This is a genomic window from Aeribacillus sp. SP014, from assembly GCF_054055575.1.
In genome coordinates this window covers 1,244,887-1,270,511 of record NZ_JBSRXI010000001.1, presented here as the reverse complement: position 1 = coordinate 1,270,511, position 25,625 = coordinate 1,244,887, and the positions used below count along the sequence as shown (strand labels likewise).

The following is a 25,625-nucleotide window of genomic DNA, read 5'->3' as shown; positions in this document are numbered from 1 at the left end:
AGAAAATGGAACACTATTCTGTCAAAATGAAGTTTGCAAGTAGCTTTAAGTTTATGAAATGTTCGGCAAAAGGCTGTCCCATAATTTTGCTAATATAATTTCTCTTTAATCAATATGTAACGACAACCCTGTTTTAGCCAGCTTGATCGATCCATTAAAAATCGTTTTAGCTTCTTCTATCAATTCTTCATGATTGCCTTTATGAGGCAAATGAGTCAGCAAAAGTTCTTTTACATTTGCTTCCTTAGCAATTGTCGCAGCTTCGTGGGAATTCATATGCCCAAACTTTTTGCCGTCTTCATTCGCATACATATTGCATTCGCATATAAGCAAGTCCGCATTTTGGCTGAATGGAATGAATTCATTTTTAAAGCTTGAATCTGCCGTGTATACAACCGTTTTATGTCCTGAAGTAAATCTCATGGCAAAACAGTCAACAGGATGATCTGTTTTTAAAAATGTAATCGTAAACGGACCGATCGAAATCGATTGATCAGGATCGTATGAAATTCCTTTTGTCACATTCAAATGTGTGAGTCTGTCAAATTCTTTTGTATCAAGGCTATGTCCGTAAATGGGCAAAATTTTGTTTGATTTTTGCAACATGCCGGTAATTTGTCTTGCATATTGCAGCGGTCCAATATCTGCAATATGATCATGATGATAATGAGAAAGGATCACAGCATCTAAATCTGAAAGTGATACAAAATTTTGCAGCTGTGATAATACAGCACTTCCGCAATCAACTAACAGGTTAAACCCCTTTTCCTGAAATAAATAGCCTGATGTAGCCTCATTCGCTTCTGGATAGCCTCCCCAGAACCCTACAACTGTTACTTTCATCACCCTTATCCTCCTCAATAAGAAAAAATGTTTTAAAACAGTATTGACATTTTTCATTCTGTTATAATACAATGTTAATAACAACAGCACGGGGGGATAATAAATGTTAGGACAAAAAATCACTGAATTTTTTAGAAACTTGCCAAGAAAAAAATGTATTGAATGCGGAAAAGAAATTGAAGAACAGCACGAATGAATGCTACGGGAACAAATGCAATCATTGCTTACATGTAAAATAAATTTATTCAGGCAATTCTAAAAAGAATTGCCTGAATATTTTTTCTCTTCTCTTAACCTGTACTAATACACATTGTAATTGGCTAGCTTTGAAGAATCCCTTACAATTAATGTAAGAGGCAAAAGATGCACCTCTCTCTCTTTATACCGTCTCGTTTTTATTTTTTCCATCATCACTTCCATTGCTAAATGACCCATTTCTTTCACCGGCTGATTAACCGTCGTAATCATAGGCTCCATCAGTTCAGTTATAGCCTGATTGTCAAACCCGACGACCGCTAATTCTTCCGGGACACGGACGCCAAGTCTCTTTGACTCAGAAATCATCCCGGCTGCCACTTCATCAGAACCTGTGAAGACCGCCGTTGGAGCTTCAACCATCTCCATCATTTTCCTCAAGACATTTTTTCCGTCTTCAAATGTAAATACATTTCGGAAAATATATTGCTCAGGAAGGTACAATCCCGCTTCACGAAGTGCTTTTCGAAAACCTTCTTCCCTAGCTCTCGAAACATTACTGTTTACATTTCCACAGCAAAAAGCAATTTTATTGTATCCTTGATCGATTAAATGCTTAGTTGCAACATACCCTCCGTAGTTTTGATCCATATGAATCATCGGGACATTTGCCTGTTCATCGAATTCGTTGCATAAAATAATCGGACCGTATTCTAAAAACGGCTCAACAGCCTCCCAGCCATTTAGCAATGTCGTCATAATCACTCCATCTACTTGTTTCGTTTTTAACAAGTTTAAATAGTCTAATTCTTTTTTTGCTGAATATAACGTTTGACAAACAATCAATTGATAATGGTATTGAGACGCAACGATTTCCAGCGATTCAACAAATTGTCCAAAAAACGGGTTCATAACCCTAGGAATAATGACAGCAATAATTTCAGTTTTTTGATTTCTTAAACTTCTAGCTGAAGAATTAGGTACATACCCTAATTGCTTCATTGCTTCTAGCACTAATTGTTTTTTTTCCTCCGATACGTAAGGCTGATTATTTATCACCCTTGAAACTGTCGTTTTCGATAAACCAGCCAGTTTTGCCACATCTTCAATTGTAGCCACTTTCATTCCTCCAAAAACTTTGGGATCCCTTGATTTTCTTTTGATTATAGATCAATGGTCAACAGATGTGCAATGAATTTTTTATATCTTTCCAGATCGCTTTTTCTAAAAAAAACAGAAATGCTAACTTGTTCAACAAATATATATTTTCTTCAATTTGAATTGTCGGACTTTAAACAATGGGAACCAACCAAGGCGTTTTAAAGATCAGAAGTCGGAAGCGTCAAAACTTGCTAAAATGGATGCCTCCTCTGAAAAAATAAGAGACAAGCCTGCCTTTTAAGCTTGTCCCAAATGTAAAAATTGAAGAACATCTTTCACCGCTTTTTTACCTTGATCAATGCAGTCCGGGATCCCCAATCCTTCAAAAGAAGCACCCGTTAAATATATTCCGGGGTATTTTTGTCCCATAATACTTTTTATATTTCTTATGTTGTCAAGGTGTCCGACAATGTATTGTGGCATTGCTTTCCTCAATCTTGTAACAATAGAAAAAATCGGTTCTCCTTTTACCGGCATCAATCGATTTAAGTCATCCAAAACGGTTTGAATGATCACATCATCCGGCTGGTCAACAACCGCTTCATCTCCTGCTTTTCCAACATACGCTCTTAGCAGCGTTTTGCCCTTCGGAGCAGTATGCGGCCATTTTTTGTTGGTCCATGTACAAGCAGTAATCGTATAGCCGCTGTTTCTCGAAACAACAAACCCCGTTCCATCTGCGGGCAGCTGAACAGCTTCTTCCGGAAAAGCCATTGCAACGGTTGCAACAGATGTTGAAGGCATTTTTTTGAAATAAGCGAGTGTTTGCTGCTCATTCGGAAACATAGATGGAATAGCATCATGCTGAGCGGTAATGACTATCGCATCCGCCTTGTCAACAGTTCCGTCAGATAATTCCAAATGGTAGAGATCATCTTCCTTTTTAATCTCCGAAACTTTTATTCCTTTTTTCACTACCGTATGATCCAATTGGCGTTCTATTGCTTCAACAATCGATTGCAAACCAGTTGAAACGGTTTGAAAAATCCCTTTATGTTGCTCCTGTTGTTGTTTTTGTTTAGACTTTTGCGCCTGCTTGGCCATTCCTAAAATTAAACTGCGATGCTTTTGTTCAATTTCATAAAAGTGCGGAAAGATTGCTAATAAACTTAAATTATAAATATCTCCTGCATAAATCCCGGAAAGAAGCGGTTCAATCAAATTTTCAACCACTTCGCTGCCGAGCCTGCGTCCAAAAAATCCGCCTAATGACTGATCTCCGTCCACTTTTTTCTTCGGCAGGAAAAGGTCAAACGAAGCCCGCAGCTTGCCAGTTAACGAAAACAAACCGGAGGTGGCGAAAGAAGCAATATTTGTTGGCACGCCCATAACCGCTCCTTTCGGGATCGGATGGAGCTTGTCGCCGACAAGGACAAAAGATTGCCCCACGTCATTGTTCACCAAATAATCTCCGAGCCCTACGTCCTTTGCAAGCTGCGTAGCGCTTTTTTTTCGCTCCAAAAAGGAATCCGGACCTCTTTCAATGATAAATCCGTCCCTTTTTATCGTTTCTATTTTTCCTCCTAATCGCGGCTTCGCTTCAATCAGCACAACATCTATTGGAAGATGATTTTTTTTAATTTCTGACTGCAAGTAGAACGCAACTGAAAGCCCAGTTATTCCCCCGCCAACAATTGCTACTTTTTTTCTTCCCATAAAATCTCCTTCTTATTTTGACATTCCTAAGTGTTTTAACACGACTGTAGCTAAACAATCGATGAATTCAGGTTTTGCATTCGGCATTTCTGGACGATAATAAGCTGCTCCAAGCTCGTCTGTTACTGCCTTGCACTCGACATCGTTATCGTATAGAACTTCCAAGTGATCAGCCACAAAACCTACTGGAGCATAAACAAACGTCCGGTATCCTTTTTGTTCAAACAGATCTCTTGTTAAATCTTGAACATCTGGTCCGAGCCACGGCTCCGGAGTATTGCCTTCACTTTGCCAGCCAACAGCAAAATGCTGCACTCCGGCTTCTTTTGCAATTAATTCAGCTGTTTCTTGTAATTGATCTGGGTAAGGATCCCCTAATTGAACAATTTTTTCCGGCAGACTGTGTGCTGAAACAATTAATACAGCTTTTTCCCGTTCTTCTTCAGTCATTTTCGCGTACGTTTCTTTTATTTGTTTAGCCCAATATTCAATAAATTTCGGTTCTTTATACCAGCTTTCGATAGAAGTGATGGAAGGCCCTCCGAGTTTTTTTGCAATTTCCTTTGCCCTGCCGTTGTACGACTTAATGCTGAAGGTCGAATAGTGCGGAGCTAAAACGATGCTGACCGCCTCAGTGATTCCATCTTTATTCATTTGTTCAACTGCATCTTCAATAAACGGCTCAATATGTTTTAATCCTAAATACATATGGAATTCTATTTCATTTTGAATATGATTTAAATGCTTTTCTAAGCCTTTCGCTTGTTCTTCTGTTATTTTAGCAAGAGGAGAAATGCCTCCAATCGCCTTATATCGTTCTTTTAAATCTTCCAGACTTTCTGGATCAGGCTTTCTTCCATGGCGAATGTGGGTGTAATAGCGTTCAATATCCTCTTCTTTATATGGTGTACCATATGCCATCACTAACAAACCCATTTTTTTCTTCGACATTACGTGCACCTCCAAAATTCAAGTTGATCATTTTTTTCGATCTATTTTTGCGTATAATCATGAATAAATTCCGTTAATTTTTTTAAGGTTTCCGGTTTTACTTGTGGAAAGACGCCATGTCCAAGATTAAAAATAAAACCTGGCTGTTTCATTCCTTCTTCTAAAATAGCCTTTACCCGTTCTTTCACAAAATCCCACGGCGCAAGCAAAACTGCCGGATCAAGATTTCCCTGCAATGTTTTGGAAATCCCCATTTCTCTGGCAGCAGAAATCGACAGACGCCAATCTAAACCGATCACGTCTAAAGGCAAATCATTCCATTCTTTTACTAAATGTCCTGCGCCCACTCCAAACATAATAAGCGGCGCCTCTTTTTCCTTTAATTCCGAAAAAATGCGGTTCATCACCGGCTTAATATAATATCGATAATCAGAAGCATTTAATGCTCCGACCCATGAATCAAAAATTTGCACCGCTTTAACCCCTGCGTCAATTTGCGCTTTCACGTATGTAATGGTCATATCGGAAAGCTTTTCCATTAAAAGAAACCAAGCTTCTGGTTCAGCATACATGAATGCCTTTGTTTTGTTATAATTTTTGGAAGGGCCTCCCTCAATCATGTAGCTGGCAAGAGTAAATGGTGCTCCGGCAAATCCAATCAACGGAACATTCAGCTGCTCATTGACTAAAAGCTTAATCGTATCTAAAACATATGGAACATCTTCCTCAGGATGAATTTCACCAAGTTTTTTTACATCCTCCAGCGACCTGATCGGATTTTCAATAACAGGCCCTGTTCCCGCTTTAATTTCAACTTGAACTCCAATGGCAGGCAGCGGCGTCATAATATCTTTATATAAAATTGCGGCATCAACCCCGTACTGCTCGACAGGAAGTCTAGTGACATATGCACAAAGCTCTGGTTGATGAGTAATTTCAAATAAGCTGTATTTTTCTTTTAACGCCCGGTATTCAGGCTGGGATCTCCCGGCTTGCCTCATATACCAAACAGGAACATAGTCCGTCGCTTCGCCTCTGCAAGCTTTTAAAAAAGTATCATTAAAGCTTTTCTTCCTATCCATGTAAATCCCCCTTTAAAAACGATTCCTTTCTAATACTCTTTTTAAACTATACCTCTTCCCGTGCCCGATTGTATAGGAATATAAGGGAAATGTCATAAAATCGACGAAAGATCTTTCCAGCATTTTGTTATTCCCAGCGCGGGCTGACAAAATCAGTACCTTCCCCTTCCTGATGGGTTTGCGGATTATAAGGGACAACTTGATAAAAATGCTCTGAAAAAATGTTAATATACGGTATTTCATATTCTCCTTTTCCCTTTACAGATCCGACCAATTTCTTGCTTTCTCCGCTTCGTTCATAAATTCGGTATACGACCCGGTCATCATCTTGGGCAGGCCATTTTAATGTCACTTTAAATAATTGAAGTGCGTGAAATTGATATGTGGCGGAAAGCGAAGGGATTCGTGAAAGCCTGATTGGTTTTTCTAAATCTTTCACTTTTTTCGGAATCGTAAAGGATGTTTTTTCCTCAAATTTCAAACCGCTTAAAATATTTTTAAACATTTTCGTTGGATAATCGCTCCCACCCTTTAAAAAATGTTCTTCATCTGTCCGGTCATATCCGATCCACACTGCCCCCGTCACGTCAGGAGTATATCCGACAAACCATGCATCCATCACGGCGCCCTTTTTTCCAGGAAATGATGTCGTACCCGTTTTTCCAGCTAAAGCTCCTTCATATTGTCCCGCTTTGGCAGTTCCTTCTTTAACAACCTGCTCCAGCATCCTCGTCATATTCCACGAGGTTTGCGGAGAAAAAACTTGATATTTTTGTTTTTTTACTTCTGCCACTACATCGCCGTTGGCATTCACAATTTTTTGTATGAAATACGGCTTGCTGTATTGACCATTATTGGCAAAAGTTCTGTATGCATTTGCCAAATCAAACGGCGACACGCCGTACTTTAGTCCTCCTAAAGCAATCGCCAGTCCTTTATCCTCAATATAAATCCCGTTTTTCTCTAAATACTCTTTGCTTTTATCGATTCCAAGCTTATCGAGCACCCATACAGAAGGAGCATTTTTTGAATGAATGAGCGCATCAAACATGGTTACATGTCCATCATAACGTCCATCGTAATTGCTTGGAGAGTATCCTTTATAATCCAATTTCTCATCTTTTAGAAGAGAATAAGGCTGAAAAAGTCCTTCCTCCATTGCCGGAGCATATACAGCTATCGGCTTAAACGTTGACCCCGGCTGGCGCCTCGCTGTCAATCGATTAAATCCTTTGGAAACATAATTTCGCCCGCCGATCGCAGCAAGCACACCGCCTGTTTTATTATCTAATAAAATAAAAGCGCCTTGAGCATCATCTTTCGTACCTTGAAAATAAGCCTTTTCTTTAAAAACTTTGAATGCTTTTTCCTGAACATCGATATTGATCGGAACGGTAATTTTATATCCGCCTTTTAGGAGTTCTTCATTTGAAAGATGATACTTATTTTCCGCTTCCTCAAATACCATGTCAATATAGGCGGACAGCCAAGGCTTATCTTCCGTTTTATGAATATTCAGACCTAATGTTTTCCCCTGGCTTCTGACAGCTTGCTCCGGAGAAATATAGTTTTCGCGCTCCATTAAGGTTAATATCGCATTTCTTCTTTCTAAGCTTTTTTCTGGGTGCAAAATCGGAGAATAGGCTGCTGGAGCCTTCGGCAGGCCGGCTAGCAGCGCCCCTTCTTCAATAGTCAGTTCAGAGGCATCTTTATTGAAAAAAAATTTTGATGCAGACTGGATGCCGTATACGCCATGTCCAAAATAGATTTGATTCAAATACATCTCTAAAATTTTTCTTTTGCTATATTTCTGTTCAAGATAAATGGCAATGATAGCTTCTGTCATTTTTCTCAAAACCGTTTTATCGTTTGTTAAAAAAACATTTTTGGCGAGCTGTTGGGTGATTGTACTGCCGCCCTCTACTTTTTTGAAAGCAGCAATGTCCTTGAACAGCGCCCTTGAAATTGCCCGAAAATCAATGCCGTGATGCTCATAAAACCTTTTATCTTCAACAGCGATGAAAGCATTTTGTACATGCTTCGGAACTTTATCAATATCGATGATCTCTCTGTTTTCTAAATATAATTTCGTAATGGGCCGTCCTTCTTGATCGATCAAAGAGGTCGCAGAATGCAAAACAAGCTTTTTTTCATCCACAACGATAGCGCCTATCCAAATCATGGCAAAGTATGCGATAATACTTAACACAGCAGCAGATAAAACGATTCCCGAGATCATCTTTATTTTTTTCAACAATGTTTTCACCTCTGTTTAACTCCCATAATTAGTATTGTATAATTTTGGATACAGTATGTAACATGTTTAACTTTTTTCGCAAATTGTCAAGTGATTTTCGTGCGAGGTGACTGTTATGAATGTTTATATAGCTTTCGGCACTATTGAATATTTAAGCAAAATCAAAAAAAATAATCTAGCAGAATGCATGTTATTCATGCATGACGGTGAAAGCGCCGTCCTTATGCATGAAACAAAAGGAACAACAATTTTTAAAGAACCCAAAAAATATGAAATTATTGATAAAAGAGGAAGTATCTGCAGCGATGGAGGGTTTGCCGTGTTTACCTATATATCTGTTACAGATGAAGGAAAACCTCTATTTGAACAGCAATTTAAAGAGCTATCTCGATTCATTGAAAGCCATTCGGGCTTTGTTGCCTTAAGAGTTCTCCGCCCTCTTTTCAAAAACACTTATATCATTTTCACTTTATGGGAGACAGAACAAGATTTTAACAAATGGGATCAAAACGAAGCTTTTGCTAACCACTTTAAAAAAGCTTTAGGGATGAGCGATAAACTCATTTTTCCTTCTCCACCCCGAGTAAAGAAATATTATATTGTAAAAGATGAGAAGGAATGATTTAAAATGGAAAGAGAGAAGAATGGATCAAAACATGCAAAAATCGTTGAAACGGCTAAATACATCAAGCCTCATTTAATTTTAAAAAAATAAAGGGGAGAGGCGGAAAATATGACTTTATTATCAGTAGATCAGATTACCGGCGGGTACACAAATAAGCCTGTTTTAAAAAATGTTTCATTCACTGTAAACGAAAATGAAATGGTCGGTTTAATTGGATTAAACGGTGCGGGGAAAAGCACAACGATCAAGCATATCATCGGTTTGATGGAGCCAAGTGACGGGACTATTAAAATTAACGGCAAAACATTTCAGGAAGATCCGGTGCAATATCGAAAGCAATTTAGTTTTGTTCCTGAAACCCCTATTTTATACGAAGAAATGACGTTATTTGAGCATTTGCAATTGATGGCTATGGCGCACGGGATCAGTGAAGAGACATTTAACGAGCGGCTCGATCCTCTTTTAAAAACATTTCGAATGGAAAAGCAGTTGAAATGGTTTCCGGCACATTTTTCTAAAGGGATGAAACAAAAGGTCATGATTATGTGCGCTTTTTTAGTTCAGCCATCCCTTTACATAATTGATGAACCGTTTGTCGGGCTGGATCCGTTAGCCATTCACGCCCTGCTTGATCTCATGAATCAGGCGAAAAAACAAGGTGCTGGCATTTTAATGTCAACCCACATTTTAGCAAATGCAGAACGGTTTTGTGACACTTTTGTGATTTTGCACAACGGAACCGTCCGGGCTCAAGGAACTAAACTTGAGCTGCAGGAGCAATTCAATATGCCTGGTGCAACATTGGACGATCTTTATATTCGGCTGACAAAGGAGCAAGACGATGAGATCAATCAATGATATTTGGCCTGCCCGTTTGGCAGCACATATAAAAGAAACACAAACATACTTGCGTTATATGCTGAACGATCATCTGCTTTTAGTGATTATGTTTTTATTAGGCGGAGGAGCCTATGCGTATCAGCAATGGCTTGATCAACTCCCACCTCATTTTCCATCAGCATTCTTAATGGCACTCTTGTTAGCATTAACGGTAACTTTTTCGCAAGTACGCACGTTGTTAAAAGAACCTGACATCATCTTTTTACTGCCTATGGAAAAAGGATTAAACCATTATTTTCAGCGTGCTTTTATATACAGCTATATCCTTCAGACTGTCCAAATGATCGTATGCCTAATCATTCTTGCACCTTTATATTTTCAAAGCGGTGAAGGTGAAGGCATCAACTATTTATTCCTTATCTTCCAGCTTACGGTTATTAAATATTGGAATTTGTGGATTCAATGGAAAATGACGCATTTTCCGGAGCGGTTATCCCAGATAATGGATAAGTTTGTCCGATATGCTGTCAATTTCACGGTAATTTATTTGGCTGTTAAGGAAAGCATGCTGTCCCTGTTTATTTACGGCATGATGGCATTGGTAACCATTTATTTCTTCAAGATAACGAGGAACAAAACGCTGCAGTGGGAATTTTTAATTTTGCAGGAAAATCGCAAATTGCAATCATTTTATAGATTGGCCAATATGTTTACTGATGTGCCGAAACTGAAGGCTGAAGCAAAAAGACGGAAATGGATGGACTGGATTTTGTCTTTCATCCCTTACAAGCAATCAAATGTATTTTTATATATGTTTTCCAGATCCTTCATTCGTTCAGGAGATTATTTCGGATTGTTTATCCGCTTATTGATGATCGGCGTTATTGTCAGCATCTTTTTGCCTTTGTCACTTGTATCTTGCATCATTTTGCCGGCAGCTGTTCTCTTCCTAACCGGAATTCAATTAACGAGCTTATACAAGCATTATGATGCTCTTTTTATCGCTGACTTATATCCAGTTCCACAAAATGTAAAGAAAAAAAGCTTTTTACGCCTTCTTTTTACCATTCTTTTCATTGAGCTAGCCGTTCTTACCATTGTTTTATTAACGCAAACGAATATTTTATTTGTCGGCGTCCAGCTGGCAGTCAATGCGTTATTTGCATATATTTTTGTTTATATGTACTTTTCGGGAAAGTTTTTGGCACGATAAAGGAATGGAACGGAACGGAAGAATCTTCTTGGACATCTGTTTTTTATCGTTTTTCATGGACGGTTTGAATAAACTTTATGGCATTTAAGGAAGCGTCCTAATTTATTTTCAACAGGAAGCTCTTTTTCATTTGAACCGTGAGGAAAAGCGTTCATTTTCCAAGCTAACCTGTTTTGGCAGATGGCTGCGAATGCTAAAAACATTTCACAAAGCCAATTTTCTCTTACGGCGCCGGATTGTTTTTTTAGAGCGAGCGGTTTTTTTGACTTAACGCTTTTTGCTTATGCCGCCAATTTTTTTCCCGAGGCGTTAAACGCCTTTTGATATTTATCATTAAAAAACGCTCAATTTTTTTATTTTACACAACATAAAAAATAAATTAGTGGGTATGCTATTGACTGAAGAGGGTGACAACACACTTAAACAGATGTTTGTCATTAAAATTTTTTCATGTCGTGTTCTAACAAAAGTTTAAAGTGTCAAAAAGGAATACCATTCATTATTTGAAAATGGGGTGTTGACGAAAGACACTTTTAAATCGCTTTTTTAACATGTGCATTGAAACCCCTCTTCAAAGGAACGGACTTATGTTCGTTCCTTTTTATGTTTTCTTTCATTTTCAACACGTGGTAAAATAAAGAAAAAAATTGCGGGGAGTGTCATTATGAGCGATTGCATTTTTTGTAAAATTATTAACGGAGAAATTCCTTGTGCAAAAGTATACGAGGATGAACACGTTTTAGCTTTTATGGATATTATGCAGGTAACGAAAGGACATACACTCGTCATCCCAAAAGTACATAAAGAAAACGTTTTCGAGCTCACACCTGACATCTCAAGAAACTTTTTTGAAGCTGTTACGAAGGTCGCAAAGGCGGTAAAAAAACAATTGAATCCAAAAGGATTAAATTTAATCAATAACAATGGCGAAGAAGCCGGTCAAACAGTGTTTCATTACCATATGCACATAATTCCTCGACACGGAAAAGAAGATGGTTTAGGCATAGTATGGAAATCCCATCAAAATGATTATACTCCAGAAGATCTTGCACAGCTTGCTGAAACAATAAAAGGCGGATTGCAATAAAAAATAAACGGCTAAAGGATCCTAACAACAGGATCCTTACTGTTTTCTAACCGACACAAAATTTTTTATTTCCCCTCTCCTTTTTTCATGATAGGATGTTTTTATAAATGTGTTAAAAGGAGGACGAATCGTGGATCGAGTATACAATTTTAATGCAGGACCAGCAGCTATACCAGTCGAAGTATTACAAAAAGCTCAAGGCGAGCTGTTGAATTTCAATCATACAGGCATGTCCGTCATGGAGCTGAGCCATCGGAGCCAGGCGTATGATGAGGTTCACAATAATGCCAAGAGCTTATTGAAAGAATTGCTTAATATCCCTGATTCGTATGATGTGTTATTTTTACAAGGCGGGGCAAGTCTGCAATTTGCCATGATCCCGATGAATTTTTTGAATAATGAAAATATCGCCTATTATATTTTAAGCGGAGCATGGTCTGAAAAAGCGTTAAGCGAAGCAAAAAAATTTGGTGAAACAAATGTGTTGGCATCAAGCAAAGAGTCAAATTACACACACATCCCAAAACAATTCGAGGCAAATTCGCTCCAAAATGCTGCGTATTTGCATATTACGTCAAACAACACAATTTTTGGGACGCAGTGGCATGAGTTCCCAAGCACGAATGCACCGCTGATTGCGGATATGTCCAGCGATATTTTGAGCAGAGAGCTGAATATCGAACAGTTCGATCTCATTTACGCAGGGGCGCAAAAAAATCTAGGACCTTCCGGAGTCACTGTTGTCATCATTAAAAAAGATCTAATTGAAAAAGCAAATAAAAATGTACCAACTATTTTGAGCTATCAAACACATGCAAGCAAAAACTCTTTATATAACACTCCACCGACCTTTGCCATTTACATGCTTTCTCTAGTGTTGGAATGGGTAAAAGAACAAGGCGGAGTAGCTGAAATTGAACGCAGAAACAAACAAAAAGCTCAAATATTATATAACGCTATAGACGAAAGCGATGGCTTTTACAAAGGACATGCAGAAAAAGAAAGCCGTTCATTCATGAACGTAACATTTACGCTGCCGTCTGATGAATTGACAAAAGCGTTTGTTCAAGAGGCAAAAGAAAATCGATTAATAGGTCTATCCGGTCATCGTTCTGTCGGTGGCTGCCGTGCATCCATTTATAATGCGGTAACGATTGAAGCATGTGAAAAGCTCGCCCAGTTTATGAAAGAATTCAGAAAAAAACATTAAAAGCCTATCCTAACTTTAACGATCATACGCTATAATAGTGGAAAGTTTATTAAAGATGAGAACAGAAGAGGAGAGTTTAGAGATGAGAACGAAAGAATTAGTCATTTTATCTTTATTTGTCGCCATCGGCGTTGCTCTTCATGCGATTGTTCCGCCCATATTTAACGGGATGAAGCCGGATATGATGCTGTTGATGATGTTTTTAGGAATTTTCCTGTTTCCTGGGATGACAAACGCCGGTCTGCTGGGCATTGCAACTGGCATATTATCCGGATTGACAACCAGTTTTCCCGGCGGACTCGTTCCGAATATTATTGATAAAATTTTGACGGCATTTTTAATATATTTTCTATTTCTAGCCTTAAAACCACTCAAACAAGCAATAGCAAGGGCGGGAATTTTAACAGTCATAGGAACATTAAATTTCCGGCACAGTGTTTCTTTTAGCAGCGCTCTTACTTGTAGGTCTCCCAGGAGGCGCCGGATTTACTGCATTGTTCCTTGCGGTTGTATTGCCGGCAACAGTTATCAATACAATTGCAATGGTGATTATTTATCCCATTGTTGAAAGCATTCTTAAACGTTCTAACGTTCTATCAGAAAATAAATAAAACAGATTGACCCGATCTATGATCGGGTTTTATTATTGTATATAATAAAGAAGAAAAGCTATTAAAAGTGACGTTAATCCGCCAATCGCTAAAACTGACGCCCTCTTTTTCAGAAGATGTTTTGGAGGATATGAACTCGCAGAATTGGCTAACTTCAAATTATAAAAAGCTCCTACAAGAAACAACATGCTAATGATAAAAAATAAAAAAATAACACCCGCCATAATTTCCCTCCCTTACTTTTAGTTTATGCATCTTCAACTAAGGCTATGTTTTTATTGACGGATTTTGAAAACAAGGAACTATAGGAGTGGTAAAAATGTCAAAAGGCAAATCTTTTCTATATGGATTTTTCGTCGGCGGTGTTGTTGCCGGAGCAGCTGCACTGATTACGGCTCAAGCGAGGAACGGCAATGTTTTAAAAAAAACCAGATGCAATTTGCATAAGCTTGAAAACATATTTGGAGACTTGAAATCTGATGGGAAATCGTTAAAAAAGCAAATCGCACAATCAGCGAAAGAAGGCTTGCAAATTGCTAAAGAAGTCGCTGCAGATGTCAATCGGTCCATTCAAGCATGGCAGATGGAAATTGATCCGAATAAAAAAAATTTGGAGCTGCATGTAAAAGAGATTAAAGATAAATTAACAGAGCTAGAAGATCAAATCAAAAAAGAAAGAAACTGACGCTTCAAGTTTGCGGAAGCCTTTTACAATTAAAAATATTAAGCATGTCAAAGAATTGGCAGGGTGTCAATTCTTTTTTGCTATAATTTATAATCATGAAAAAAATGTTACAGTATAGAAAATCTTGATCGTTCTCATCATTCTTCGCAAAATTTATTACCGCTTCTATGTGTACTATTTTTAGTGTTTCACTATTTATTTAAAAATTTCGTAAATTACATCTTTATAAATCTTTATTTTATTGGCATAATAGAAGATATTAAAAATGTTAGTATTATACAAAGTAGGTGGAAAAATTGAAGAGATCGCTCGACAGCTATACGATAAAAGATGCACTTCTGTTCAGCCAGCGTGTCGCTCAGCTAAGCAAAGCGCTTTGGAAATCCATTGAAAAGGATTGGCAGCGCTGGATTAAACCATATGATTTAAACATCAATGAACATCATATATTATGGATCGCCTATCATTTAAAAGGAGCCTCGATCTCAGAAATCGCAAAATTTGGGGTCATGCACGTATCGACGGCATTCAACTTTTCGAAAAAATTAGAAGAACGCGGTTATTTAAAATTTTCCAAAAAAGAAAATGATAAAAGAAATACTTACATACAATTAACAGAAAAAGGAGAGGAAGTGCTGCTTAAGCTTCTTGAAGGTTATGATCCATCCAAAAACACCGTTCTGAAAGGCGCGCTTCCGCTGCAAAATCTATACGGAAAATTTCCTGAAATGATCGAAATTACAGCAATTATCCGAAACATTTACGGAGACGATTTCATGACAATTTTTGAACGCTCATTCAATAATATCGAAAATGACTTTGTCATTGAAGACGGAAAAATCAAGAAAAAGAAAGATGTGGAGGAACATTCTTATTTAAAAACTACAGTGAATCAATAGTTCGTTTTAAGTCTTTCATTAATTCAGTATACAGCCCTTGTAAATAAAGGGCATCGATCGTTTCATTGACATCCAGCTTTGGCGTCAGCTGTCCGGCAAAAAGCGTAAGGAGATTTTCAAAATATACAAATCCTTGCGCTTTTTGCTCCTTATGCTCCTTTGCTAATTCATCGCATATGCGAAAAACCTCTTCTATTTCCTCCTTCATAAGCCCTTTTTCCATCACGAGCTTGTAGAAAGGATACATTTCAATATTCATCATTTTCATAAACAAAGACATATAATATTCTAGAGTTTCCAGTCTTCTTTCTAAATCTTTCATTCCATCACATCTTTCTTCGGTTCATAATGGGGGCTGAAAACTCCCCAAAAATTTCCCATAACCCTATCTTTTTTGTCATTATTTTGATATTGTAATAGGTATGAATGGAAGGGGGGATTTCAAATGCTATTATATTTTATCATTTTTGCCGTCTTCATTCTATTTTATATAAACAAACTGACAACTGCTCTTTGTTCCATTCGTGAACTCCCTGAAGAAAAACAGTCAAACGTATTCCGCACCATTAATGTCTTAATTACCATTTTACTAATTTCATCATACATAGAAATTTCCTTTACTTAAAAGTTTTTTTACTTCATTAAAAAAGCCGGCAGAAAACCTCTTCTGCCGACTTTTTTGAAACCATTAATAGATCCAAGCAGCACCAACAATAATTAGTAAGATGAACAATACAACGATTAACGCAAAGCCTCCACCATATCCTCCGCTCATCACGACACCCCCTTTTTGTGTCTTTACGTTATCGTATGCACTGTTCTTTTTTTCGCATAGGCATTTGTCCTTCTTACTGGAATTTTCTTAACCCAAATTCGAAACGATTTTTCCATTACTTGGACAAACAGTTGCAAATCATATAGTTTCATGTCAAAATGTGAGTATATTTGTTTTAGATAGACAAAAAAAGGTAGGAGTTGTAAAGTATGAAAAAATTTGCATTAGCGGTTGTCGCAACGGCCAGCCTATTCGCTTTGAATGCATGTTCAAACGGTGCAAATGATGCGGTCGTTGAAACAAAAGCCGGAGATATTACGAAGGACGAATTTTATGAAGCATTGAAAAACCGTTTTGGTAAAGATGTTTTACAAGAACTTGTGCATGAAAAAGTATTAAGCGAAAAATTTAAAGTCTCCGACAAAGAAATTGATGAAGAGCTCGAAAAAATGAAACAGCAGTACGGCTCCCAATACGATTTAATTGCTCAGCAATACGGAGACAAGGTTTTGAGACAAATCGTGAAGGTCGACTTGCTACGCAAGAAGGCAACAGAAGCGAATATTAAAATTACAGATAAAGATTTAAAAGAATATTATGATTCATTGAAAGGAAAAGTACGCGCCAGCCACATTTTAGTGGAAGATGAAAAAACAGCGAAAGAAGTAAAAGAAAAACTTGATAAAGGCGAAAAATTTGAGGATTTGGCAAAAGAATATTCGATCGACGGATCTGCCTCCAACGGCGGAGATCTTGGATGGTTTGGCAAAGACCAGATGGTGAAAGAATTTGAAAATGTGGCATTTAAATTAAAAGAAGGAGAAATCAGCGATCCTGTTAAAACAGAATACGGCTACCACATTATTAAAATCACTCAGACGGTAAAACCATTCGAAGAAATGAAAGACAGCCTGAAAGAAGATGTCAAAAAACAGAAAATATCTGATCCGTCATTGATGCAGGAAGCTATTGACAAAGCAATTAAAAACGCAGATGTAAAAGTAAACGACAAAGATCTAAAAGATTTGTTTGAAACCCAAAATTAACATATGGCATATAGAAGAAAGGGGGACTAAAAACAAAGCTTCGTCCCCCTTTTTAGCATTCAATATATGACAGCGTATATAAATGTTTTTTTATCAACCTGCACCAGCTTTGCCGGGTTGACAATGGATCTTTTTATCCGGATTAAAGCAGCTCAAGTTTTGTCTGATGTCTTTTGACTGTTGGATGATGTTTTTCCGAAAATCGTCGCGCTCCCGCTGGTCGGATAGAGGAAATTGAAAGCATAGTAGAAAAGCTGACACAATTTAGTTTCTAATTTGCAGATGTCATCTTTTCTTTCGCTCGCTTTTCTTTTTCTTTTTTCATTCTTTCGATATATACATTTCCTTCCCGCTCAATAAAAATTTCTTCTATTTCTTTGTCTTTTTTAGCTGTTTTATATGCCATATATGCACTAAAAATAATTCCAACAATACATAAATATACCCACCACGGCAGAAACGTCATTCCATCTCCTCCTTGCATAGACAAGCTTTTTTATTTCATTTTATGCAAGGGGCTCTATATTATGATTCTCTATCGATGAAATGACGGTTTATAGAATGAGCGATTGTCCAGAGCGAAAATCCGTTCCGTAAATTCTCCCGGCTTGACTCGTTCAAGCGCCCGGTCCAGCATGTTCATTTTTGCATCGATATTATCAATATGATGGAGAATTTCCGCTTCCTTAACCATCGGCATTTTCGGACTTCCCCATTCCGGTTTCCCGTGATGGCTCAATACCATATGCTGCAAAATGACGACCTCTTCGCCGGAAATCCCAAGTTCCTTCGCTGCTTCTCCAATTTCGTTTACCATGATGGAAATATGCCCAAGCAAATTCCCTTCAACTGTATAAGAAGTGGAAATGGGGCCCGACAGCTCAATTACTTTGCCAAGATCATGAAGTATGACCCCGGCATATAATAAATCCTTGTCTAAACTCGGATAAAAGTCAGCAATCGCTTTGGCAAGATCAAGCATGGAAACAACATGATAGGCAAGGCCTGATACATATTCATGATGGTTTTTCGTCGCCGCCGGATATAAGAGAAAAGCGCTTTGATGCATGTTCATCAAGAATCTTGTTATCCGTTGAATGTTTGGATTTTTCATTTCAAATATGTACTTCGTAATTTTTTCAACCATTTCTTCTTGAGATAATGGCGCTCTTTCTACAAAATCCTGTACATTTAAATTTTCATGCGGCTCTGCCAATCGGATGTTGCGGATTTTCAGTTGATTTCTTCCCCTGTAATGATGGATATCGCCAAATATTTTAACAATCTGTTGAGGCAGATAATTTTCTTCATCTTCTTTGCTCACATCCCATAGTTTTGCTTCAATTTCCCCGGAACGGTCTTGCAAAATTAACGTTAAAAAAGGTTTTCCATTGCTTGCAATACCTTTTGTTACTGATTTTATCAGCAAAAAAAGATCTACCTGCTCCCCAACATTGTAATGAATAATTCCTTTAGCCATCGTATTCTCCTTCCACTTTCCGCCTCGTAACTTATAGTATAGCATACGAACCAAATGTGCGACGGTCTGACAAATATATTTTATAAGTAAATGATTTCTTCGTCTTGAAAGTAAGATAATATATGCTGATGGCAAGTAAACAGCAGCATTTGATGATGATCCGACAGCTGTCTCATGATACTCACAATATTTTTTATGCGCAAATGATCAAAATTCACAAAGCTGTCATCGATCATTAATGGAAGATGAATTCTCTTTTGCATGCTTTCTGCCAGCGCAAACCGGATCGCCGTGTACAGTTGTTCAGCTGTTCCTTGACTCAGTTCTTCAGCCGTAAAAACAAGCCCGTCTTTCCTTTTCACTGAGAAAGAAGGCGAACCCTCCGCCAGATAAATGTTTTCGTATTCCCCAGACGTTGCTATTCGGAAAAAATATTCCATTTTATGCAACAACTTCGGCATTTTTTCATTTCGAACATAATTCGTCGTATGTTTCAGCATCTCTCTTGCCACTGCCATTGCCGCCCATTTTTTCGCAAGCTTTTTTGCTGCAGAACGCTTCATTTCAAACGAATATTTCAACTCAGAATATAGACCTGATAGTTCTATTTTTCTAATCTCTATTTCTGTTTCCGCTAATTTCTTCCGGATAGAATCCTCCATTTTTTCGAGTTCTTCTTCTTTTTCCTCAAGAAATGTTTCTCGCTCTTTCAAAGCCCTCTCATTTTGATAATCGTTCATATCGCTTGATGTCAATAATCCTTTCGTTCGCAGCTGCCCTTCAATCCAGTTTAATTCGGTTTCGATTTTTTCTCTCTCTTTTTTGAGCATTCCTATTTTTCTATATTCTTCCTCGCTTGCTGCTCCGGCTGACTGAAACAGCTTCTCTAATTCTCTTTCAATGCTTTGAAAGGTCAAACGAAATTTTGTTTTTTCCTCTTGAACCTCTTTTAGCTGCTTCATCAATGCCTCTTTTTGCGATCGTTTCTTTATATTTTCTTCCATTATTCTTCTCAGTTCTGAATAGCGTTTCTCAATTGAGTCGGCACGAATGTTATAATATTCACACAAAGGCTCAAACTTTTTTCTAAACTGATTTAAGTTTTCTTCATACAAACGAACTTTTTCCTCTAACATTCTTTTTTCTCTTATCAGCTTTTGACAGCTTGCGATGCGTTCAAACTGCTCAAGCAATTGTGATCCTTCGGCTTCTTTCGGAAGATGAAAATGTTCATAAAACGGGAAAATTAAATGTTGCAATTGATACTTTTCATGTTCCCATTCGTCATATAACGAAAGAATCCGTTCATAAGCTTGTTCTTTACCTTTATAATTCATCTTCTCGATCTCAATTTTTTGGCGGACTTGCTGATCCTTCCATAATATTTCCTTAATATGTTTCAAACGCGACGTTCTTTCCAAGATTCGGGAATCATTTTGTTTATCAAGTTTTTTCACAAGCTGTTCATGCTCATTTTGTAAATGCTTTAACAGCTCATCATCCTGTGGACGGAAGAAAAAGAAAACAATGATGAATGGAAGAAACGCTGTTAAAAACAGCCAATTCTTATAAACAAACGAAAGAACAATGGCAAACGCAAAAACAGATAGCAAAGATACAGTGAGAATTTTCCATTTTTTTAATTTTTCCCGATTCTTTTTTTCTCTTTCATTGATTTTTGCTTTTAACTGGGCAATCTGCTCTTTTAAATAATGTTTGTCGGCTGTTTGCGCCATTTCTTGTTCTATGGCTGACTGCTCCTCTATTAATCTTTCCCTTTCAGATGGATCAAGCAGAAAAGATTCGTATTCTTTTATGCGGCGCTCACATTCTTCCAGCGAATATTGGGCACGCTCATATTGTTCATCGAGAAGCTTTTTTCTTTGAAATAATTGTTCATATTTCTTCGCAGCATCCTTTATTTTTTCCTTCATGCGAACAGATGTGTCGATTTTTTTTATAGCATTTTCATCTTGATGGCCGAAAATATAGATGAGCTCCTCATGAATCTGTCCTTCCAGCATTTGTTGTTGAACAATGAAAAGTTTTTGTTCTTCTAATTGTTTTTGGATGAGGGGAAATTGACTTTTTAATTCCTCAAATATTGTCTCGTCAGCTGGACGGCCGTCGATCTTCAAGGCTGATAAGGAATCCTCGATCCCCTTTTCTTTTTCCTGCACCCTTCCCAGCTGTTCTAAAACTTCGTCTCTTCTTGCCGAAAGCTTTTCCAGACGAACAAACCCGTCCTCCGGGAATTGAATGCCGTCAGGAAAATCTTTTAGCAGCTGCAAGCATTCTTTCCGTCTTTCCAAAAGGGGAAGAACTGCTATTTGTTTTTCTACTTTTTTCCGTTCTGTTTTCAGCATCACCTTCTCGTTCTGGCAGTCCTTCAGCTGCTTCTCTAAGCTGTCCCTTTCTTTGATCAAAAAATTGTAAGCGCGCTGCTGTTCTTTTGCATGTTGCAGTTCTGCAAAGTCCTCCATCAGTTCATTTAACGATCTGTTCAGCAACGGTTTTCGTCCGTTCGGTTTAAACAAATCCTCCTGCTCTCTCTGCAGTTTCTCCTCTAAACGATATAACTGATCAGACCCGAATACACTTGTTAAAAATAAATATTTTCCCAGCTTCTCACGATTCAGCTCATACACTTTTTGCAGCCCGAATAAATCAAAGGAAAAAATCGCTTGATATGTTGGTCTGTCGGTTCCTTTTAAAATTTCAGCCAGCTCTTTATCCCCTCCTGTCCGTCCATCCTGGAAATAAAGAGTTACATCCCCCGCTGCGGCTCTCCCTTTTACGCGCTCCACTTTTACTGTTCCGAAATTTTCACATTCGATGATTAATGCCCCGCCGTATTTTCCGCCCGCTTTCGGTTCGAACCGTTTATCCGGATGCTGTTTAACGGGAAATCCGAACAGCATGCTATGGATAAAAGACATCAGCGTCGATTTTCCGGCTTCATTTAAACCGTAAATGACTTGTATGCCATGATCCGAAAATGAAATTTTTTTATCTGCAAATTTTCCGTAGCCATAAATATGCAGTTCTTTTATTTTCATCTTATCACCTTTTTTACGACCGCTTCCATTCTTGCTTAAACAGCTCATAATAAATCATTGTTTTCGCTTCTTTTATCAATTCTTCTTTTTCATTTTCTGTGAAAGATTGAAAGAAACGCCGAAATAAACGATTTTTATATAAAGGCTCCATCGCTTCGTCAAATTGATGAAAATGATCCAAAATTTGTTCAAAATCTTTCGAAATGTAAGAGGAGGAGAAAAAGTCGTCGCTCGGCACGATTTGATGTTGAATGGAAACAATCCAAACGAATTCGTTCTTTCCTTCTTCCTCTTCATTCAATATTTGCGCAAGCTCATCCAAATGATCCTGATCCATAAGATCCCAAAACAATGATGAAGCTCCATCTAGCATAATTGTCAAAAGAGCCGAGCCATTTCGTCTCTGCTGTTCCTTTACCGCTCGAATATGATCATATAGCTCGCCAACAGCAGCTATTTCATTTACAGAGAGCTTGATTTCATTCCAAAGTATGTCAAATACCGGCACAAATCGGTACGCGCTTTTCCCGCCTTCTGCTAATTCTACAAGATACACTCCCTTTTCTCCCGTTTCTTTTTTATGGCGGCCTTGAATATTTCCCGGATAAATAATCGGAGGGTCGGAACGATGTAAAATTTGCCGTTTATGTATATGTCCTAAAGCCCAATAATCAAAATCTTTTTCCAATAAATTTTGAATCGTAAAAGGACAATACGGCTCATGTCCTTCCGTCCCTGACGCGGTGCCGTGAAGAAGACCGATATGAAGCGGCGCTTCGCTTCTTTTTTGAAATTTATAGACAATATTTTCTGTAACCGAACGAGTCGGATAGCTGTAGCCGTAAATGTTGGCTAAAACCTTTCCGTCGCGGACAAACGGTATACATTCTACATCACGATCGGAAAAAATATGAACGTTTTCAGGCCATTGAATATGAACCCAATTACCTCCTGTATGATCATGATTTCCAAAAATAATAAAAACTTGGATGCCTTCTTCATTGAGCCGTTCAAACTGTTTCTTTAATCTCAACTGGGCTTTCAAACTGCGATCTTCGTCATCATACAAATCTCCTGCGATCAGTATAAAATCGACTTTTTCTTTTGCCGCCAGTTCAATTACCCGTTCAAATGCCGTAAAAGTGCTTTCTTGAATTCTTTTAAAGATGCTTTCCGGCAAATGCTCAAGCCCTGTGAACGGACTGTCTAAATGCAAATCTGCCGTATGTATAAATGTTATGCGGCGAGTCATAGTCTCCCTCTTTCCACTTGTTTCCGGAACGTACGTTTGCTTTTCCATATTATATCATTTTAATGTGAAAAAATACATCCCGGTACCCGGGCCCCCTGCCAAAAAATTTTTTTAAAAAAAGCTGAAAGGATTTTTTTTCAGGAAAAAGAAATATATTTTTTAAAAAAGGAGGATGTTTGAAATGCCGACATATTTTTTAACTGCGTTTACAAACAAAGGAGAACTGCTTTTAAATGAAAAGTTTGAAGCAAATTCAGAACAAGAGGCAAAAGAAATCGGTTCAAAAATATTGAAGGAGCATCAATGTTTAAATACCGCGCATCGCTTAGTAACTTCTTCTGGCCGGCTTGTTTTATTTCATCGCTAAAACTTAACAGAGTTGACAGCTCACAAAAGAATGACAGGGGAAGTCTTTCACAACAAAAATACTGCGCGACATAAGCCGCTCGCGATATTCATCCTGCTCCCAAAATTTTATGAGGCTAATTTAAAATATCTAAATAGATATGACTTTACCCGTGTGGAAAAATTGTAGTGGGCATCTAAAATCAGTTTTTTCCTAGTCCCCAGCATTTTGTGGGGGGCATTTTTCTTTCCAAAACTGACTCCCAAAAATTAGGATGATTTTGGTTCTGGAGCTTACTAAAATCCCGATCACAACAATGCTAATAATGGTCGCGACGACATCATATTTAAGAACTAAATTTGAAAAAGTAATAGCTAAAAGACCGACTATTCCAATTATGATAAACATCTTATTATCTCCCATTTTGTTCACAGAGCCCCCTTCAATATCATCCCATTAATTTAAAAAATCATTATAGCTAACGTGATGAAACGGATTTATCAGAGGCTGTCCAAGAAATCCTAAAAATAAAAGCAAGTAGAGAAGGAGCTCGTATTTCTCTACTTGCTTTTGTATGTTTTGTCTGAAGTCTGCCGGCTACGTTTGTTGCAGGCTAATGGCGCAATCGCTTTTATTATTAAAATTTGTTCTAAAGTGTTTTTAGGGAAATACGGGAATAGTTCTCCATTTTCGACGTTCCCAAGCTCTTGTTTTCTATCGGGCCCTCCTTTCAACGCGACCCGATACGTATGTGGAGCGTAAAATTATCAATTTTCGCCATAAAGAGCGTTTAGCAATTTGATTTTTTCATTTGTATAATGTTTAAAGCCATCGTTATACGATTTCGGATCTTTCGGATTGGCGAAATGAGTGATTTCCCGGGAAACCGGGTCGATCAATTTGCTTGATGCCCCGCAGCCTAATCCGATAATCGTTTGCATTTCTTCCATGATGATTATATTGTATATACTCTCATAACCCTTCCGGGAATATCCGACATTTTCTAAATTTCCTAAAATATTTTTTTGACGGTACAAATAATAAGGCTCATAATGATTGGCCTTTGTCCATTCAACCGCTTTATTCATCATTTTTTCTACTTCGCTTCGTTCAGCTACTTTATATTTTTCTTTGTTTTTTGTCATTTCCGATGCCCGCTTAAAGGAAAGCGTGTGGACAGTCAATGATTCAGGCATCAATTTGGCTGTCTCCTCAAGGGTGAACTCAAATTCTTTTAACCCTTCCCCCGGCAGTCCAATAATTAAATCCATGTTGATGTTGTTGATGCCCATTTCCCTAGCTAAATGAAATTTTTCAATCGTCTCCTCAACTGTATGATGTCTTCCGATTGCTTTCAATGTTTCCTGTATATATGATTGAGGATTAATGCTGATTCTGTCTATGTTCCATTTTTTTAAAACATTCAGCTTCTCTCTTGTAATTGTATCCGGCCTGCCGGCTTCTACTGTGATTTCCCGAATGCGATCAACATTTGGAAAAGATGTATACATTTCTTCATAAAGCATATCCATTTCTTCTGCCGTAATGCTTGTCGGTGTCCCTCCGCCGTAATAAACGGTCGTAATATTGATGCCTCGTTCTTTTAGCCATTCGCCGATCATTCTCATTTCATAATGCAGACCGCCGAGAAAAGAATCAACTTTTCCTTGCTTGCCGCCAATAGCATAGGCAGGAAAGGTACAATATGCACATTTTGTCGGGCAAAAAGGAATGCCGATATAAATGCTTACTTCTTTTGTCAAATTGTAAAGATCAGGAACAACAGTTAATTGTTTTTCTACAATTTGTTCCATGATGCGAATTTTTTCATTTGATACGAGCAAATCTTCTTTTAATTGTTTATAAATTTCTTCATTTTTTCTTCCTTCAAGCTTCTTTTTATGAAAAAGCTTAGTGGGTCGGACACCTGTTAAAATCCCCCATTTTTGCGTAATTCCCGTATACTGTTGAAGAGCTGTTACATAAACATTCAATACCGCCTGCTTCATTTGTTTGAATTGTTCTTTTTCATCTGTTGCGGTAAAGCTTTTTTCTAAAAAAGCTTCATACGTTTTTCCTTCTGCTTTTAGCTCGCAAGCCAACCGAAAATCACTCTGTCTGAATTCGAAATTGAATAATGCTTCGATATCATGTTCAGAAGGTTTTAAAAAAATTTCGGCTTCTTCAAAAAACAAATTAGATATTAACTGAAGAGGCCGCATAAAACGTTCATCATTTATGCCGCTGATTTGAATGCGCATGTGATCACCTTGTCGAATAGAATAAAACTCCTTATAGTGTACTAAAGGGGATTTTTTCAGTCAATACGAAAAAAACATCCTAAGAAGCGGA

At 37.8% G+C, this 25,625-nt stretch carries 24 protein-coding genes and 2 pseudogenes; 12 read left to right on the top strand and 14 right to left on the bottom strand.

What is annotated here, in order from left to right; all coding sequences use genetic code 11:
- Positions 1 to 105: 105 nt before the first annotated feature.
- Positions 106 to 843: an MBL fold metallo-hydrolase gene (locus tag ACVIJU_RS06335; protein WP_063387324.1), complete on the bottom strand. Its 738-nt coding sequence runs from the start codon at positions 841 to 843 to the stop codon at positions 106 to 108.
- A gap of 103 nt (positions 844 to 946) precedes the next feature.
- On the opposite strand from ACVIJU_RS06335, the pseudogene yhfH reads away from it, so the two are divergent.
- Positions 947 to 1,082: pseudogene (gene yhfH, locus ACVIJU_RS06330) on the top strand (protein YhfH).
- A gap of 61 nt (positions 1,083 to 1,143) precedes the next feature.
- On the opposite strand, the gene ACVIJU_RS06325 reads toward yhfH, so the two are convergent.
- The 5 genes from ACVIJU_RS06325 to ACVIJU_RS06305 all read right to left on the bottom strand — a co-directional run bounded on the left by ACVIJU_RS06325 (position 1,144) and on the right by ACVIJU_RS06305 (position 8,127).
- Positions 1,144 to 2,157: a LacI family DNA-binding transcriptional regulator gene (locus tag ACVIJU_RS06325; protein WP_063387323.1), complete on the bottom strand. Its 1,014-nt coding sequence runs from the start codon at positions 2,155 to 2,157 to the stop codon at positions 1,144 to 1,146.
- A 279-nt stretch (positions 2,158 to 2,436) separates the two neighbouring features.
- Positions 2,437 to 3,855 carry a protoporphyrinogen oxidase gene (hemY, locus tag ACVIJU_RS06320; protein WP_144597118.1) on the bottom strand — a complete coding sequence of 473 codons (1,419 nt, stop codon included), beginning with the start codon at positions 3,853 to 3,855 and terminating at the stop codon, positions 2,437 to 2,439.
- 12 nt (positions 3,856 to 3,867) lie between these two features.
- A complete protein-coding gene (hemH, locus tag ACVIJU_RS06315; protein ID WP_063387321.1) occupies positions 3,868 to 4,806 on the bottom strand; it encodes a ferrochelatase in 939 nt (312 codons plus the stop codon).
- 41 nt (positions 4,807 to 4,847) lie between these two features.
- Positions 4,848 to 5,888, bottom strand: a complete 1,041-nt coding sequence (gene hemE, locus ACVIJU_RS06310; RefSeq protein ID WP_456687400.1) for a uroporphyrinogen decarboxylase — start codon at positions 5,886 to 5,888, stop codon at positions 4,848 to 4,850.
- A gap of 127 nt (positions 5,889 to 6,015) precedes the next feature.
- Positions 6,016 to 8,127 carry a transglycosylase domain-containing protein gene (locus ACVIJU_RS06305; protein ID WP_456687920.1) on the bottom strand — a complete coding sequence of 704 codons (2,112 nt, stop codon included), beginning with the start codon at positions 8,125 to 8,127 and terminating at the stop codon, positions 6,016 to 6,018.
- A gap of 133 nt (positions 8,128 to 8,260) precedes the next feature.
- On the opposite strand from ACVIJU_RS06305, the gene ACVIJU_RS06300 reads away from it, so the two are divergent.
- The 8 genes and pseudogenes from ACVIJU_RS06300 (at position 8,261) to ACVIJU_RS06265 (ending at position 15,315) form a co-directional block, all read left to right on the top strand.
- Entirely contained in the window at positions 8,261 to 8,767 is a 507-nt protein-coding gene (locus ACVIJU_RS06300) for an antibiotic biosynthesis monooxygenase family protein (protein WP_063387319.1), read from the top strand.
- Positions 8,768 to 8,878: 111 nt separating this feature from the next.
- Complete coding sequence (locus ACVIJU_RS06295; RefSeq protein ID WP_063387318.1) at positions 8,879 to 9,628, top strand: ABC transporter ATP-binding protein; 750 nt, start codon at positions 8,879 to 8,881, stop codon at positions 9,626 to 9,628.
- Positions 9,612 to 10,823 (top strand): ABC transporter permease, encoded by a 1,212-nt coding sequence (locus tag ACVIJU_RS06290; protein WP_066248913.1) that lies wholly within the window; start codon positions 9,612 to 9,614, stop codon positions 10,821 to 10,823. The genes ACVIJU_RS06295 and ACVIJU_RS06290 overlap by 17 nt, the downstream gene beginning before the upstream one ends.
- 664 nt (positions 10,824 to 11,487) lie before the next feature.
- Complete coding sequence (locus tag ACVIJU_RS06285; RefSeq protein WP_063387316.1) at positions 11,488 to 11,910, top strand: HIT family protein; 423 nt, start codon at positions 11,488 to 11,490, stop codon at positions 11,908 to 11,910.
- A 130-nt stretch (positions 11,911 to 12,040) separates the two neighbouring features.
- Complete coding sequence (gene serC / locus ACVIJU_RS06280; protein ID WP_063387315.1) at positions 12,041 to 13,120, top strand: 3-phosphoserine/phosphohydroxythreonine transaminase; 1,080 nt, start codon at positions 12,041 to 12,043, stop codon at positions 13,118 to 13,120.
- A gap of 55 nt (positions 13,121 to 13,175) precedes the next feature.
- Positions 13,176 to 13,731 (top strand): annotated as a pseudogene (locus ACVIJU_RS06275) (tryptophan transporter).
- Between the two features lie 319 nt (positions 13,732 to 14,050).
- Positions 14,051 to 14,416, top strand: coding sequence for a hypothetical protein (locus ACVIJU_RS06270; protein WP_063387312.1), 366 nt, complete (start codon positions 14,051 to 14,053; stop codon positions 14,414 to 14,416).
- A 296-nt stretch (positions 14,417 to 14,712) separates the two neighbouring features.
- Positions 14,713 to 15,315, top strand: coding sequence for an HTH-type transcriptional regulator Hpr (locus tag ACVIJU_RS06265; protein WP_063387311.1), 603 nt, complete (start codon positions 14,713 to 14,715; stop codon positions 15,313 to 15,315).
- Here ACVIJU_RS06265 and ACVIJU_RS06260 read toward each other — a convergent pair.
- Entirely contained in the window at positions 15,299 to 15,637 is a 339-nt protein-coding gene (locus ACVIJU_RS06260; RefSeq protein WP_063387310.1) for a DUF1878 family protein, read from the bottom strand. The two genes, ACVIJU_RS06265 and ACVIJU_RS06260, sit on opposite strands and share 17 nt — an antisense overlap.
- Positions 15,638 to 15,760: 123 nt before the next feature.
- Between ACVIJU_RS06260 and ACVIJU_RS06255 the strand changes: the two genes are divergently transcribed.
- Positions 15,761 to 15,940 (top strand): hypothetical protein, encoded by a 180-nt coding sequence (locus ACVIJU_RS06255; protein WP_066248923.1) that lies wholly within the window; start codon positions 15,761 to 15,763, stop codon positions 15,938 to 15,940.
- A 63-nt stretch (positions 15,941 to 16,003) separates the two neighbouring features.
- Here the strand turns inward: ACVIJU_RS06255 and ACVIJU_RS06250 are convergent, their stop codons facing one another.
- Entirely contained in the window at positions 16,004 to 16,090 is an 87-nt protein-coding gene (locus ACVIJU_RS06250) for a YjcZ family sporulation protein (RefSeq protein ID WP_063387309.1), read from the bottom strand.
- A gap of 209 nt (positions 16,091 to 16,299) precedes the next feature.
- Here ACVIJU_RS06250 and ACVIJU_RS06245 point away from each other — a divergent pair, with 209 nt between their 5' ends.
- Positions 16,300 to 17,136: a peptidylprolyl isomerase gene (locus tag ACVIJU_RS06245; protein WP_063387308.1), complete on the top strand. Its 837-nt coding sequence runs from the start codon at positions 16,300 to 16,302 to the stop codon at positions 17,134 to 17,136.
- Positions 17,137 to 17,407: 271 nt separating this feature from the next.
- On the opposite strand, the gene ACVIJU_RS06240 is transcribed toward ACVIJU_RS06245, so the two are convergent.
- The 4 genes from ACVIJU_RS06240 to ACVIJU_RS06225 all read right to left on the bottom strand — a co-directional run bounded on the left by ACVIJU_RS06240 (position 17,408) and on the right by ACVIJU_RS06225 (position 22,927).
- Positions 17,408 to 17,602 (bottom strand): sporulation YhaL family protein, encoded by a 195-nt coding sequence (locus ACVIJU_RS06240; protein ID WP_063387307.1) that lies wholly within the window; start codon positions 17,600 to 17,602, stop codon positions 17,408 to 17,410.
- A gap of 69 nt (positions 17,603 to 17,671) precedes the next feature.
- On the bottom strand, positions 17,672 to 18,616 hold the full coding sequence (yhaM, locus tag ACVIJU_RS06235; RefSeq protein WP_063387306.1) for a 3'-5' exoribonuclease YhaM: 945 nt from the start codon (positions 18,614 to 18,616) through the stop codon (positions 17,672 to 17,674).
- 80 nt (positions 18,617 to 18,696) lie between these two features.
- The gene (locus ACVIJU_RS06230) at positions 18,697 to 21,675 is read right to left on the bottom strand and encodes an AAA family ATPase (protein ID WP_456687399.1); all 2,979 of its coding nucleotides are present in this window, start codon (positions 21,673 to 21,675) and stop codon (positions 18,697 to 18,699) included.
- Positions 21,676 to 21,688: 13 nt separating this feature from the next.
- Complete coding sequence (locus ACVIJU_RS06225; RefSeq protein ID WP_327856399.1) at positions 21,689 to 22,927, bottom strand: metallophosphoesterase family protein; 1,239 nt, start codon at positions 22,925 to 22,927, stop codon at positions 21,689 to 21,691.
- A 181-nt stretch (positions 22,928 to 23,108) separates the two neighbouring features.
- On the opposite strand from ACVIJU_RS06225, the gene ACVIJU_RS06220 reads away from it, so the two are divergent.
- The gene (locus tag ACVIJU_RS06220) at positions 23,109 to 23,294 is read left to right on the top strand and encodes a YhzD family protein (protein ID WP_339193242.1); all 186 of its coding nucleotides are present in this window, start codon (positions 23,109 to 23,111) and stop codon (positions 23,292 to 23,294) included.
- 192 nt (positions 23,295 to 23,486) lie between these two features.
- On the opposite strand, the gene ACVIJU_RS06215 is transcribed toward ACVIJU_RS06220, so the two are convergent.
- Together ACVIJU_RS06215 and ACVIJU_RS06210 are read right to left on the bottom strand one after the other, a co-directional pair.
- On the bottom strand, positions 23,487 to 23,681 hold the full coding sequence (locus tag ACVIJU_RS06215) for a hypothetical protein (RefSeq protein ID WP_133309138.1): 195 nt from the start codon (positions 23,679 to 23,681) through the stop codon (positions 23,487 to 23,489).
- 359 nt (positions 23,682 to 24,040) lie between these two features.
- Complete coding sequence (locus ACVIJU_RS06210) at positions 24,041 to 25,534, bottom strand: coproporphyrinogen III oxidase (RefSeq protein ID WP_130158840.1); 1,494 nt, start codon at positions 25,532 to 25,534, stop codon at positions 24,041 to 24,043.
- Positions 25,535 to 25,625: the final 91 nt, after the last annotated feature.

What these genes read in the sequence shown, in the direction of transcription:
- ACVIJU_RS06335 (WP_063387324.1), bottom strand. Translation starts at nt 843, where the DNA reads ATGAAAGTAACAGTTGTAGGGTTCTGGGGAGGCTATCCAGAAGCGAAT.
- hemY (WP_144597118.1), bottom strand. Translation starts at nt 3,855, where the DNA reads ATGGGAAGAAAAAAAGTAGCAATTGTTGGCGGGGGAATAACTGGGCTT.
- hemH (WP_063387321.1), bottom strand. Translation starts at nt 4,806, where the DNA reads ATGTCGAAGAAAAAAATGGGTTTGTTAGTGATGGCATATGGTACACCA.
- hemE (WP_456687400.1), bottom strand. Translation starts at nt 5,888, where the DNA reads ATGGATAGGAAGAAAAGCTTTAATGATACTTTTTTAAAAGCTTGCAGA.
- ACVIJU_RS06305 (WP_456687920.1), bottom strand. Translation starts at nt 8,127, where the DNA reads ATGATCTCGGGAATCGTTTTATCTGCTGCTGTGTTAAGTATTATCGCA.
- ACVIJU_RS06300 (WP_063387319.1), top strand. Translation starts at nt 8,261, where the DNA reads ATGAATGTTTATATAGCTTTCGGCACTATTGAATATTTAAGCAAAATC.
- ACVIJU_RS06295 (WP_063387318.1), top strand. Translation starts at nt 8,879, where the DNA reads ATGACTTTATTATCAGTAGATCAGATTACCGGCGGGTACACAAATAAG.
- ACVIJU_RS06290 (WP_066248913.1), top strand. Translation starts at nt 9,612, where the DNA reads ATGAGATCAATCAATGATATTTGGCCTGCCCGTTTGGCAGCACATATA.
- ACVIJU_RS06285 (WP_063387316.1), top strand. Translation starts at nt 11,488, where the DNA reads ATGAGCGATTGCATTTTTTGTAAAATTATTAACGGAGAAATTCCTTGT.
- ACVIJU_RS06270 (WP_063387312.1), top strand. Translation starts at nt 14,051, where the DNA reads ATGTCAAAAGGCAAATCTTTTCTATATGGATTTTTCGTCGGCGGTGTT.
- ACVIJU_RS06260 (WP_063387310.1), bottom strand. Translation starts at nt 15,637, where the DNA reads ATGAAAGATTTAGAAAGAAGACTGGAAACTCTAGAATATTATATGTCT.
- ACVIJU_RS06255 (WP_066248923.1), top strand. Translation starts at nt 15,761, where the DNA reads ATGCTATTATATTTTATCATTTTTGCCGTCTTCATTCTATTTTATATA.
- ACVIJU_RS06250 (WP_063387309.1), bottom strand. Translation starts at nt 16,090, where the DNA reads ATGAGCGGAGGATATGGTGGAGGCTTTGCGTTAATCGTTGTATTGTTC.
- ACVIJU_RS06245 (WP_063387308.1), top strand. Translation starts at nt 16,300, where the DNA reads ATGAAAAAATTTGCATTAGCGGTTGTCGCAACGGCCAGCCTATTCGCT.
- ACVIJU_RS06240 (WP_063387307.1), bottom strand. Translation starts at nt 17,602, where the DNA reads ATGACGTTTCTGCCGTGGTGGGTATATTTATGTATTGTTGGAATTATT.
- yhaM (WP_063387306.1), bottom strand. Translation starts at nt 18,616, where the DNA reads ATGGCTAAAGGAATTATTCATTACAATGTTGGGGAGCAGGTAGATCTT.
- ACVIJU_RS06230 (WP_456687399.1), bottom strand. Translation starts at nt 21,675, where the DNA reads ATGAAAATAAAAGAACTGCATATTTATGGCTACGGAAAATTTGCAGAT.
- ACVIJU_RS06225 (WP_327856399.1), bottom strand. Translation starts at nt 22,927, where the DNA reads ATGACTCGCCGCATAACATTTATACATACGGCAGATTTGCATTTAGAC.
- ACVIJU_RS06220 (WP_339193242.1), top strand. Translation starts at nt 23,109, where the DNA reads ATGCCGACATATTTTTTAACTGCGTTTACAAACAAAGGAGAACTGCTT.
- ACVIJU_RS06215 (WP_133309138.1), bottom strand. Translation starts at nt 23,681, where the DNA reads ATGTTTATCATAATTGGAATAGTCGGTCTTTTAGCTATTACTTTTTCA.
- ACVIJU_RS06210 (WP_130158840.1), bottom strand. Translation starts at nt 25,534, where the DNA reads ATGCGCATTCAAATCAGCGGCATAAATGATGAACGTTTTATGCGGCCT.